This is a genomic window from Lewinella cohaerens DSM 23179, from assembly GCF_000379805.1.
Lineage (GTDB): Bacteria > Bacteroidota > Bacteroidia > Chitinophagales > Saprospiraceae > Lewinella > Lewinella cohaerens.
This window is the reverse complement of sequence record NZ_KB903532.1, coordinates 86,679-99,344: the sequence shown is the minus strand read 5'-3', so window position 1 is coordinate 99,344 and position 12,666 is coordinate 86,679. Positions and strand designations below refer to the sequence as shown.

At 44.1% G+C, this 12,666-nt stretch carries 7 protein-coding genes; all 7 read right to left on the bottom strand.

Annotated elements, in window-relative coordinates; all coding sequences use genetic code 11:
- Positions 1-12: 12 nt before the first annotated feature.
- Positions 13-2,226 (bottom strand): serine hydrolase, encoded by a 2,214-nt coding sequence (locus A3EU_RS33450; RefSeq protein WP_020534560.1) that lies wholly within the window; start codon positions 2,224-2,226, stop codon positions 13-15.
- A gap of 390 nt (positions 2,227-2,616) precedes the next feature.
- Positions 2,617-3,855 (bottom strand): hypothetical protein, encoded by a 1,239-nt coding sequence (locus tag A3EU_RS0102575; RefSeq protein WP_156825627.1) that lies wholly within the window; start codon positions 3,853-3,855, stop codon positions 2,617-2,619.
- A gap of 259 nt (positions 3,856-4,114) precedes the next feature.
- Complete coding sequence (locus tag A3EU_RS0102565; protein ID WP_020534557.1) at positions 4,115-4,840, bottom strand: aspartyl/asparaginyl beta-hydroxylase domain-containing protein; 726 nt, start codon at positions 4,838-4,840, stop codon at positions 4,115-4,117.
- A gap of 12 nt (positions 4,841-4,852) precedes the next feature.
- Positions 4,853-5,488 (bottom strand): protein phosphatase 2C domain-containing protein, encoded by a 636-nt coding sequence (locus A3EU_RS0102560; protein WP_020534556.1) that lies wholly within the window; start codon positions 5,486-5,488, stop codon positions 4,853-4,855.
- 53 nt (positions 5,489-5,541) lie between these two features.
- Complete coding sequence (locus tag A3EU_RS0102555; protein WP_156825626.1) at positions 5,542-6,075, bottom strand: T9SS type B sorting domain-containing protein; 534 nt, start codon at positions 6,073-6,075, stop codon at positions 5,542-5,544.
- Between the two features lie 578 nt (positions 6,076-6,653).
- Entirely contained in the window at positions 6,654-7,421 is a 768-nt protein-coding gene (locus A3EU_RS0102550) for a mechanosensitive ion channel domain-containing protein (RefSeq protein ID WP_020534554.1), read from the bottom strand.
- Positions 7,422-7,619: 198 nt separating this feature from the next.
- Positions 7,620-12,542 (bottom strand): amino acid permease, encoded by a 4,923-nt coding sequence (locus A3EU_RS33445; RefSeq protein ID WP_020534553.1) that lies wholly within the window; start codon positions 12,540-12,542, stop codon positions 7,620-7,622.
- Between the last annotated feature and the right edge of the window lie 124 nt (positions 12,543-12,666).

Genomic DNA, 12,666 nt, shown 5'->3' with positions numbered 1-12,666 from the left:
GCATCGTGTTAATTATTTCACCTTTTTAAAATTGACCCTTCCGAAAATCACAAAAGTAATTGCGGTTTTATCCTTAGTGTCGAAAACTACTGTTGCTCCATCATCCGGATTGATGAATTTGTCATTTCCAATAGGGTTTAATTTGTATCTATAGCCTCCATCATTACCAAACAACTCTCCATTCAACTCCTCTATTACAATCTTCCAATCATTGGGTTGGTCCGTTGCCATATATTCTCCGGCTAATAGTCTCAAATGTTCAACAGGAACTTTTGTAATCAGAGATTCGGTGTCTATTCCTAGTCCTTTCAATATTTGAATGCCGTTTTCATTATTTGGATTTAATTGAACGGACTTCTTGTAATTTTCAATAGCTTGGGCGGTATCTCCAAGCATCATAAGTGCTTCGCCATAACTGTCATAAACATTAAATGAATTTGGAAATGCCTCGGCATTGAGCTTGAAAACAGCTGCGGCATCTTCTACTTTTCCTGATTGTATTAACTGATAGCCTGATAAATTCATCTCGTTTTCATTGAGATGATAATCATCCGATTTTTTGATTTCATTATAGTATAAAAGTGCTGGGGCAATCCCGTCTTTTTGAATTTTGTCTAACAAGGCATAAGCCATAGACCTTTTCGGAGAGATATAGGGTTTGTCGTGAAGGATCCCATTTATAGCGGTAGTCATATCATAAAGAGGGGCTAAGCCAGTATTGTTAAACAATAGGATTAATGACTGACTAGCTGGTATCCGTGTGATCTGGGTATTAAAGCCATTTATATTACCTCCATGGCTAATTGTTTGTGTGTATTCCTGGGTGTTTCCTATGCGAAGTTTACCAATTTCCCAGCCATAGCCATAGTGTTGCCCCCAGGCAGCAATATGTGTGTCAAATAGTAAATCCATGTATTCTTTGGGCAACAACTTCTCCGTATACAAAGCTTGGTCCCAGCGGTAAAGGTCTTCGACGGTTGAATACAAGGCTCCTGCTGCAAACGCGACAGACATGTCAATATAGCTGGCGCTTTCAAACGTATTTGCAATCTTATTATAGCCCGATGCTCTGTTCTCCAAGATCGTACGGTGCTGGTCATAACCAGTGTCGTTCATTTCGAGCGGTGAAAATATTTTGTCTTGTAATACTTGTTCGTAAGGTTTTCCCGTGATTTTTTCAATTAGGACACCCAAAAGAACGTACCCCGAATTGCTATAAGCAAATTGTTCTCCGGGAGTGAATTCAAGCGGTAAGTCAGCAAAAAGGCTTACCAGTTCCATCGCGCTATGTGGGGCACGCATCACCTCTCTGTAGCTGGGGAAGGAGGTGTAGTTCGGGATGCCAGAAGTGTGAGTGAGTAAGTGGTGAATAGTTACGCTGTCTCCGGTTGCTTTGGGGTAATCGGGGAGATAGGTAGTGATAGGCTGATTCAATTCCAACTTGTTTTCTGCTACGAGTTGTACAATAGCCATCGCGGTGAACTGTTTGGTGATGGAGGCTAGCCGGTGTTTTGTATCCGGTTTGTTCGGAATGTTCCACTCCATGTTAGCTTGTCCGAAGCCATTCTTGTAAATAATTTCACCATTTTCTGCCACTAGCACAGACCCGTTAAATTGCCCGTAGTCAGAACAAGCCTGAATGAGGTCGTGGATTTTTTTAACCTTGGTTTCTTCACATGAGGCGATGGCAAGGGGGAGCTGTACTTCTTTTAATTTGTTCCAGACATCGGCTTCAAACCCCTTTGGAGAAAACCGAAAAAGTATGATGGACTTGTTTTTCTCTTCGCAGTATGTTTTTTCTACAAGAACATTTAGATCCATTGGTTCTTTGGTGAAAAAAGCATCCATGGTCTTAACCACTCCTGTGAAAACGGCGTTGTTGGTTGTTGAGAGTTGAACGCTTGTCTCTTCCCAGCGCATTAAACCAACGAAATATTTTTGCAAACTGGTCTCCAAATCGGCTTCCGTGACATCGCCGCTGTTTTCCAAGTTCCATGCGTAAGCATAAGACCAAAAGTTAGGACTATCTTGTTCCTCCCAGCCTCTTGGGAACCTCGCATCTTCTACTCCTTGATAATCAATGTCGCGTGCAAAATTGATAGGGAAAATAAACATTTCTTTTCTCCAACTGGTATCCGTTTCCAGGAAAAATAAATGTTCATTTTCCTGACCTCGTAATAAAAAGGAGCAGAATAAAAGGGAGGTAATTGTTAGAATATTTTTCATCAGTTGGTTTTGTTACGATACTACCTTGCGCGTGGCATGATTAAGAAGCTGCCTAAAACTAGGTAAAAAACAATGGTGAGATTTTGTTTTTAGATCGTTTAACAGCTTTGTAACAAGCTCTAAGCTGGACTTTCGGCAAAAGTCCGTACGGGGATAACCTTCGGTGATCGTCCTTTCAGTCCTCAGAGTTCGGCTTGCTTCGCGCGCCTATGGTACAGGGTACAGGGATCAGAAAACGCAGAAGGATCAATTCCCAACAAGGGCCTAAAAAAGCGGAAGTTGGAAATTAAACGGTAGCTATCCTCCTTCAGTTTCAAATCCCTATACCTTCTACCTTTAATCCTTCTACGACTTTCGGCGAATGCCGAAAGTCAAGCTAAGGGTCAAGTATTAAAATCGCGGATTTACGAAATTATTATACTTAGACCCAAAACGATAGTTCAAGCCAAAGTAAGTGAAGTAGGTGAAATCGGTATCCAGTTGTTTTATTTGTAGGAGAATGTCTTCGTCTGAAATATCTGATTTGGCAATATTGATTCGGTCGCGTACAAAAGAGGCATAACCACCAAAGTCAATACTCAATCCTTTGAAAATCTGCCATTCGATGTTGGGATTAATGTAGGCATTGAATAATTCAAAATCATGTAAATATTGCTGAATACCAATGTCTAAAGAAACGTTCCCCCATTTTTGTGTTTGGTTGAATTCAATGTCCAAACCGTGGCGCATTCGCGTTTCAGATAATAGGTCATAAATCGTTGTGTCGGTATAATTATAATACTCAGGCCCTATCGAGTAATTGAAACTAAAGCGGCGGGTACTTGCCTCCTCATAAGGGAAGACATTGTATTCGATGGCAGGTTTGAAAGTAGTAGAAATATCCATGTTTCCAAAAGTGCTAGAACCCGTTCGGGTCTTAAAACCGACCGACCAATTGGGACCTAAACTTTTGACATATTCAAGACGGGCATTATAACTTTTGATGACATAAGTCTCATCACCGTCGGTTAATTTGAAAGTGGATGTCTCATAATTATAACGGGTGGAGAAATTGAATTTATGCTCATTCGTCACTTTAGAGGCTGAAAAACGCCCTGTCAAATCTACATTGGAATAAGTAGATTCGCCATTCATCCAGCCATTACCTCCAATATTAAAAACCCAGTTGTTCCAAGGATCATCGTTCTCTTCCGTTGCTTCCATTCCTTCTTCGATCTCTTCCGGTTCAATCGCATAGGTGATTTGATCAATCATAGAGGTTTGTACCAAAAACTGGAGTAACCCTTTTTTGAGCGTATTGACTAATTGTTCCCGTTCAATCGCATCAGTCGCATTGGGGTCGGTGAAATACTTGATCGTATCCTGGATGCCAGAGAATTCATTGTTCCCAATAAACGCTAACTGCACTTCACGACCACCAGCCCCAGTGCTTTGCCGAGTCGCCAAAATATAAACATCTGCCTCCTGCCGATTCTGCATATAATTGACAAATTGAATTTCCTGTTTGATATAAACCCAATCGCAGTACATCTGGCAATCAATAAAAATATCGAGGCGGTCTTTTTGACTTTGAGCAAATACAATGGTGCTTAATGATAAGCTACAGATAAGAAAAAGGGCAGTTCTCATATTGGTGTTTTGGATAGCTACTTTAGGCTGGGCTTTCGGCAAAATGCCGGAATTTGTAAAGGGATGCGTGGACGATGCCGAAGGCCCCGCTATGCGGCATGCCTATGGCAAAGTCAAGTTCAAAACTAGGTAAAAAAGGATGGTGATGTTTTGTTTTGAAATCGTTTAACAGCTTTGTAACAAGTCTATTGGTTCTCGGCATTTAAGGCCTATTTCGCCATGAAGAACCTCTTCGCTGACCCTAAATTGTAGTACACTCCTATAATTCAGCGGTCCCGAATGCGCTTATTTTGCTTTGGAGTTCTTCAATTGTTTCAAGAGCGACTGGGGTATTTATTAATTTCAATTCTTCAATCATACCTTTCATCATTTCCAGAGAATAGCTGCTTTTTTTTTCTGGAAAGAAACTTTCTTTAGGGGCTAAGGAAAAAAATAGATCATCTGACCAGCTATTCCTTTTGCCGTCGATAACAAGATGGATTCTATTTGATTTACCCTTGTTCGAAACGGAATGGATGTAGTTGACATTCGTATACCAGCATTCCCCTTCCTTCATCTCTAGTTTTAGTCCGTCAAGAACAAAGTCTACATCTTTATTCGTGATAATGGGGATATGGAGCCTGAAGTTATCGTCCTCGTAGCCCAGTTTATAGTCGCGATGAGGTTTTATAAATGCCCCTTTTTCAAGCTTTAATAAGCGTACCGAAAGTAAAGGGCACTTGAATTGGTTGATCACTTCTTTAAAGTAGGGGCTGTTGTTTAGGATGGTGGTTTCTTTTAGATGATCACCACCTGTAGCGAAAATATTCGATGGATCACCATCCTTGGCGTATAGGGCTATTGAATTCCATTTGCCATCATACCCGTCTTTATTAAAATGTGGTACCCATTTCGTTTTCAAGATGGATTTCAGTTCGCCTTGTAATTTACTTACGTCGAATTGAAAGGGTAATTGTAGATGTGTTGTTGGTAGTAGGTTTTCCATGTAAATAGGTGCTTATTTTTTTAGGAGCATTAAGGTCATATCGTCGAATTGGGTTAACTGATTTAATTGCATGATTTCATCAAATTTACGCTCCCAGTTTTCCGATAGGAGCACTAATGCTAATTCTTCTCGGTATCTCTTTCTATTGGTAGAAATTCCGTCGGTCATTAATGCAAAAGAAGTGTTTTTAGTTAATTTCCCGCCATTTCTGACCTTACTTGGCAGCAGATCTGGCTGAATTCTAAAAGCACATTCAGGCGTTAATTCCTCCATTTTGTCATTTTCGAATTTCAGAATTAGGCTATCGCCAATGCCAAAATAGAAATATTCGTTGGTCAGCTTGTTAATTATTATAGCAATTAGGGTGGTTAACATTCCTTCACACTTACCTTTTGTCTGATAAATTTTAGCGTAGGTTTTCTTCAGGCTATTGGCAATGCCTTCTTTTACGCCCAAGTTGCTGTATTCGTCTTGATAAAAAGACACTAAATCCTGACAGGCCTGTTCAGATGCTTTCCAATCGCAGGGATTTCCACCAACACCATCCGCAACGACAGCAATTGTTACCGTGCTGTCTTCGAAGAAGTTATAAGCATCACCATTTGTTAGACTCCCTTTTTTGGGAATACTTTTTGCGATGTGTTTCATACTTGGAATTGACTGAAGAACAGCATTATAATCAAGGTCAGCTATGTCGTTGATTACCGAATCAAAGTGACATCTCCTTTTAGGGTTTGCAGTTCTGCGCAAGCTTGTGTTTCCATTTCTAAAACCCAAACATAAACGCCTGTTGCGGCGGGCTTACCTCTCACGTCACCATCCCAGCAGACATTGGGATCGGCAGAGCTGAAAACCAGACCTCCCCAGCGGTCAAAGATCTGCATTTTATAATTTTGGGAGACTAAACCAGCTTTGGTGTACACCTCAAAACAATCATTGATACCATCATTGTTTGGGCTGAAAATATTTGGAACAAATGCTGTTTCAGTGAGCCCTTTACTGTTCACCATAACGGTGATGAGCGAGTCACAACCATAGCTGTTTTCAAAAGTAAAGGTTCGTTGCTCCCCAGCGGGTATGTTGATTCCGTTGTACTCGATGGCCTGACCTGTGCAGGTTTCAAAAGTTAATTCTTCACTTGTACTTGGCCATCCGGTTACAGTTACCGACACGGTGGAGTCACAACCAAGGCTGTTTGGGAAAGTGAAATCCTGTATATCGCCTACGGTATTCAAAAATACATTTTTCTTGTCAATGAACAGCCTAATACTATATGCGACCTCATCCGAGGTCGGTTCGTCGTTTTTGTCCTTTCTTACCAATGTTTCACCTCTCCGAGGTGTTTTCTCCGCTTTTTATCTTGGTTGAAATGCGCCCCAATCGTATGATCGCACTCTACGGTTGGGACACATCTCAATTATGTAGGCTTGTCGTAGTCTCCAGACTATCCCGACCTTTTTGGTCGGGACTTATCTTTCTGGTCTTCTGACCAGCGTAAAATGGTAATACTGATTGCTGGTCAGAAGACCAGCGGGATATAGCATGTTAGTTCGGAAACTAACATGAGCGATAATGTTGAAAATTAAGATTTTCTACCAAATTTTCACCCCAGAGAGGGACTTTTTTCTTCATCAATCCTTCTTGATAAACCTTTGATGTGTCTAGTAAACAGTTAGTGCGCAGGCCAGTAGGCCGGAGCGCGGCGGACGGAGGAGCAGGACAAAGGATGGGCAGGAGCGGTAGCGACCGACAGCCTGGTGCCGATCCCGTCCCGACTAGAAAAGTCGGGACGGGAGAAGGCATGGCCCCAAAATCAACTTACTTTCTTTATTTCTCCCTTGGTGAATGTTGCTTTTAGTCTACTTTCGACCTCATACATTTGGTTTTTGTCTAAGCCGTGGATGATGACCTTGATGAGGTAGTGATCGTCTTTGTCGGAAAGGTGTTCGATGGTGATTTTTTGGTTGGGCAAAACGTAAGGCATGGATAGCAGGGATACCCGGATAGACTGCTTTACATTGGCAATGTCGCATGGTTTGGAGATCGCCAGTTCGATGCTGTGGCTGAGTACGCCCGACTTGGGGCTGCTGCGTACGATAATGGCGCTGCTGAAAATGTCGTACGGAATGTCGAGCATGGAACCGTCTCCTAGTTCCATCTCAAGGCTCAGGGCGTTGAAGGAATGTATAGAGCCATGCTGGTTGCGAACGATGATGCGCTGACCGATGGCGTAAATATTGCCGGCGTGGTAGATGACGCCGAGCACGTAGTTTTTCATGGGTTTGTAGAGCAGTAATACCAGAATGGTGGTGAGAACGACGCCGACAAGCGGGCTGCTGATGAGGATACTGACCAAGATGGCTAAGGCCAAAATGGGGAGGTAGAGCCGCTCGATAATATCTAGTCGCCACTGCCATTGCCGAGCTTTTCTTCCGTGCCCTAAAGCGGGAAGAAGTATTCGTTTGATGAGCCTGTAAGCCAGGCCGATGAGCAGCCCTATCAAGACTGTCCACACGACATAGCCAGCGCCTGGTAATTCATTGTTGAGCAACTGTTGCATTTCGTCTATCGAATTTTCCATTTCAATATGGTTAAAGTAAGGTCTATGTCTAAGCGTCTTGTTNTTAGCGATACGAACTCACGGTACTAGTAGACGGTAATTAGTATAACCTCGAACCTGGGGTTATCAAATCCCTGTACCCTGTACCAAGTACCTAATACAGTGAGATTGGTCTTGGAAGTCTTTGCTTTTTAGGAATCCTCAAAGGCCAATCTCACCTTAAATTAAGCCCCATGATTCTGCCTCCTTGATGAAGGCTGTTTCGACAAGCGGGTTCAACCGAAAGGTGCTGCCCAGTACATCTTCGAGTACGCCATCTGCCAAGAGTTGAGTGATCATTCTATCTGCCTTGTCCTTGTCTCTGTATTTAAAGAGTTTTTGTACGCGCTGTGCATCCAAATGCTTGTGGATGATGAATTGGCCGATAAGTACGAGCCATTCTTTATCTACGACCTTTGGGAATGGAAGAACAACCGGAATGGAAATGCTGATTTTTTCCTCCTGGTAGGCATCGATATTGTTCAGCCATTGATACAGGGCTATTCCGATTACCCCAGCAGCGTTTTCATGATGGCGATCTATCAGTTTACGCAGCTCCTTTTTACTGAGGGCATCTTCGCCTTTACCTTTCAGGCTCAGGGTTAGTCCACCGGCTGCATGCCGTTCTAGCAAGACATCTTTGAGGGCTGTCCGATCCATGGGGAGCATTGACATTCGGGGGAGCGTAAGGTCATTGAGAAGCCCTTGGTTTTCCATGATTTTGAAGGCATAGGGATTACAAGTGAGGATGATTTTGCCTTTATGTTCTTCCTTGTTTACGAGGTCTACCAAATGTTTGATGGCCCTGTTTTGGGTGTCCTCTCGGCTCCACCACAGTTCGATGTCTTCGAATAGGAAGATGGTGCCTGCTTCGGCGCTTTTAAAGACGGAGGTGCCTGAGTCGTTGATGCCGCTCAGCTTTTTCAAGGTCCTTTTAAGATCGATGATCGAAGTACTGCCGTTAACGGGAGGGTTGATCTTGACCACTTTTCCATTGCTTATTTCTTTGGCAAGCGATTCTGCAAAGAAGCTTTTACCAGAAAGCCGTGTGCCCAATACGATGAGGTTTGATCCTTGCCCATGTTTGGGGGTCATGATGTTTAGTGCTCGCTCCAGCTCTAGCTCGCGATGACGAAGACTGTCGACATTAGCGGCTTGTCGGCCAACGAATAGCTGTCGGTAGTAGAAAGGAATCTGCTCATAGATTTTGTCGGAGATACTCAGTTTATCCGTGTATGCTCTGAGTGCGTCGTGTATGTTTACCCTGGCCTGATTGACGGATCGATCCGACCGGGTCAACGTCTGTGCGTTGGTTGCTCCGGAGGATAAGTTGTTCAGTTTTTCCAGAAATAGCGATGCTTTTTCCGAAGCCAGATCAAACCATTTTTTCAAGCTATTGGCGGAGTTGCTTCCTGTCACTTTAGGAATAACATGTACTGCATAATCCAATAGGGACGATGCGTTCATCGCGCTGTTAGCTGTATGGATCATATCCTTGATCCGCTGGACCATCTCGATATTTTGGGCGTCGAACCGTTCGGTCAAGACGAGTAAGTTCTCCCTGGCTTTGATCGCCAAACGCTTGATCTCATCAGGATCTGGAGCAGCCTTTAGTAAGCCTGCTTTTTGACCTATGTTACTGATGTCATACTGCAACTTGCTGAGTATTTCCATGTTTTCTCGATAGGCCTGGGTTTGTTGCTTTCGCACAGGGCTATGGAGTACCTCGGTGAGTAGATGTGTAAAGCTGGAGAGAGAGTCAATAGTGAGTACTTCTACTTCGTCTCCATGATGGAAAGAAACTTCATTCAGGGTATCGGTCCTTATGAGTTCCAGTTGTTCGGGGAGTTCCTGTCCAGCGGTTTCAGCCCAGGAAAGTAGGCTTTGGATGCGGATATTGTCATAAACAAGTGGCTGATCAACCTGAGGGACTGTGTTGTGATCGAAGGTTACATTGTCTTCTAGTTCGTTGAGCCAGCGTCCCACAGCATCAAGCCGTTCTTTGGTGACCATGGTCATGGAGGTGTCGAGTTCTTGCCTTACCTGTTCTCCGACTTGCTCGATGACCAGCTGTACCCCTTGCAGTTTAATGTCTGTGGCCATCTTCGAGCACAGTAAATCTGTGATGTGTAGCCAGTGTTGAGGGTAGTCTTTGAGATCGGATAGCATTGCTTTACGCTGCTTGTTACTCCGTTTTGTATTCGCGTCCTTTTCGTTCTTATCCTCTTCCAAGAGTCCTATCAGGTTGGAGAGCATCTCTCGTCCATCATTCTTTACGGACTGCTTTAGTCTTTGGCAGACCTCATGTATTTTTCTGTTTGTTTCGTCGAAACGCTTATCTAGCAGCTCACGATGGTCAACTGATCCATNTCCGAGGATCGAGAGTGCTTTTTTACTTTCAATAAGCCCATCTTTGAGGATGTCGGTTAGAATGACGGTGGCTGCGCCAATCCTTAGTTGGGTTTGTACGGCATGCTCTAAGAATCTATTTTCGAGATAAATCTTTACGGGCTTTCTATAAGCTCTTTTCTTCTTGTTAATGGAAATTCGAGCGCTTAATTTTGAAGTGGCCTGTTGAGGGAATTCAAGCATTTTATTACCAAACAAAACCAATCGTTTCGTCATGAAGGGGAGGTCTTCTTCCCTGAAAAGGTCTGTCCTATCGTTAGATCTTTTTAGCAAATGCAACTGCGTATCTTTCGTCTCTCTGTTATCAGTCTGTAGGTGTTGGACTGCTATCTTGTGGATATCCTTGAGTAAGGATTGGAAAATATTTTCAAAAGAAGCCAACTCATTATCGACCAAGTCGCTGGTGAGCCGTTCCATGTCTTCCGCAAGACCGGAGAATTGTTTTTGTGCATCTGCGGCCTGAAAAGCAGGGAGCGGTATTAGTTTATCTTCCTCTACGGTATCCGAGAGGTACAAACCATCGCTTCCTAATGGGGTTGACTGGCCGACATCCTCTCCAAGGGTGGAGCTGGTCTTGACCAACAAAGTTGTTGCGATAGACTCGAACATCTCAGTGGTTTTTTCAACGAATTCCTTTTCCTCTCCTGCTGGGATTTCGGGTATTCCTGCCAAGATGAGGTCAGCGTTTTGGCTTTCAGCCTTCATCAAGTCATACGAAGACTTCTTGGCTAAATGATTGTTTATCACCTTGACAGAGGCATTAATTCGATAACTGTCGAGCATTTTGTTGATCCTGTATTCGTAGCCTTCCTTACCCGTGTCGTTGATGAGGATCACTCGAATTTTGGCATTGTTCCATTCATTGGAACGGCTGATAAACTTGATCAGGTTGAGCGTTAACTCTACATTGTTTTTCAAATTATGCCACCAGATATCAATTTGCTGGTATTTACCGAATTTTCGATTCCAGTCGTAGTCAAGGTAGAGCACATTATAGTCTAGCGCGATCAGCTTTTGGGTCATTTGTGCAAACCAGATGGGATCTTTTGTATTCTTGGCCCAGCCCAACATAACGGTATTCGGTTCTACGCCAGAGAATCCATAAGTGCTGGCGATGGTCTCTATGCCTTGGAATACATTCTTGACTTCTTGTCTGCGGCCAAATATGCCGTGTTCCTTGAGAATGGGGTCTTGAACGGATTGTTTATGTTTTGGGAAGAGTACCTCAGCGTCGGGGTTTTCCACTAAATCGAAATTGGAGACCATGCCCACTTTTCCGGCAATCGCTTTAGAAATTTCAATCAAGTGGGGCCTGTTTTCGGTTCCCCCTGAGAAAAGGAGAATGTTGGGTTTCCAATTGCGCGAGGTGTCATCGGTCGCATCCATCTTTTGGAGCCCTTTCAGAATCAAAGAAGACCAAACGCTCATCCATACGTCACCAGAACTCAGTGCGAGTTGCCTGCGCTGGAGCAAGACATAGATGCCGCCAATGACAATAAATGCCGCAACCATCGCGCCAGGGTTCAACTGGAACATAACTGCGAAGGTGGCAATGAACCCTATTAGCCCGATCCAGCGCTTTACCTTGAAACTCGGAGAGAAATCTGCGCTCGCCCAACTTTCGAGGAAGAAGGAGAGGTTGATAAATCCGTAAGCCGCCAGGTAGAACATGGAACAGACTTCTGCGATCATGTCTAGCTCGCCGATGAGTACGCCACCTTCGGCGATTAGCAAGGTGATCAATAGTGCATTTCTGGGTTCTTTGTCTTTGCCAACGCCATTGCCGAAAATTTTTGGCGTAATGCGATCGACAGACATGGCTTGTAGGATGCGCGGCCCACCAAGTATTCCACCAAGGGCTGAGGAGAGCGTCGCGCCCCAAATACCTGCAACTACGGGAGGAGCAAAAAGCGCGATTTTCATGAGCACGTTGTAGTCGTTGCGCAACATCTCGGGATCGATGGCGTAGGCCATAAAAATCGCCAGGGCTACGTAGACCACAAAACCTACAGCGATGGAAGCGATTGTCCCTCGGGGGATAGATTTCTTGGGATCCAGCAAATCTCCGGACATAGCAATACCCGCTGTGAAGCCAGTGACGGCAGGGAAGAGAATCGCGAAAACGCTCATCATGGAAATCCCTTCAGGTGGGCCGAAAGAAGGTACCTCAGCAGGGGCAAACTCCCAGGTTCCAGCGAAGATGGAGACCAAGGAAATGATAATCGCCGCCATGATAAAATACTGCGTTTTGATGGCAAACGAAGTACTAATAATCGCAATAAGGGCCAAAGTGGCAAGGGCTATCGACCCTGTGAACCTCAGGTTGTTGATAGAGGTGTCAAAGTGTAAAAAGGCATTGAAACTTTCGGCAAAACCTACCAAGTACAAGGCGATACTCAAGGCGGTAGCAATCCAAAGTGTGATACCAATGGCACCACCGATAGGAAGGCCGAGGCTACGCGACAAGACGTAGTAGACCCCACCAGCACCCACTTTTTTGTCCGTTGCGATAGAAGAGATACTCAAGCCTGTAGTCACTGAAATGACGTGTGCGACCACTATGAGGAGAATGGCCCCGACGAGGCCCGCATTGCCCACGACCCAACCGAGCCGCATATACATGATAACACCAANAATGGTAAGGATAGACGGAGTGAAAACGCCCCCGAAGGCTCCAAATTTTTTAGTTGCCATAATGAAATGTAGAAAGTCTCACAGTAAGTAGGATAGGGTAACTTAGAAATGGCAAATTACGATGATTAGCTTGAACACACGTATTTCTGCCCGAAATAAGTGTTTTTGAGAGGGAGAAACAAGC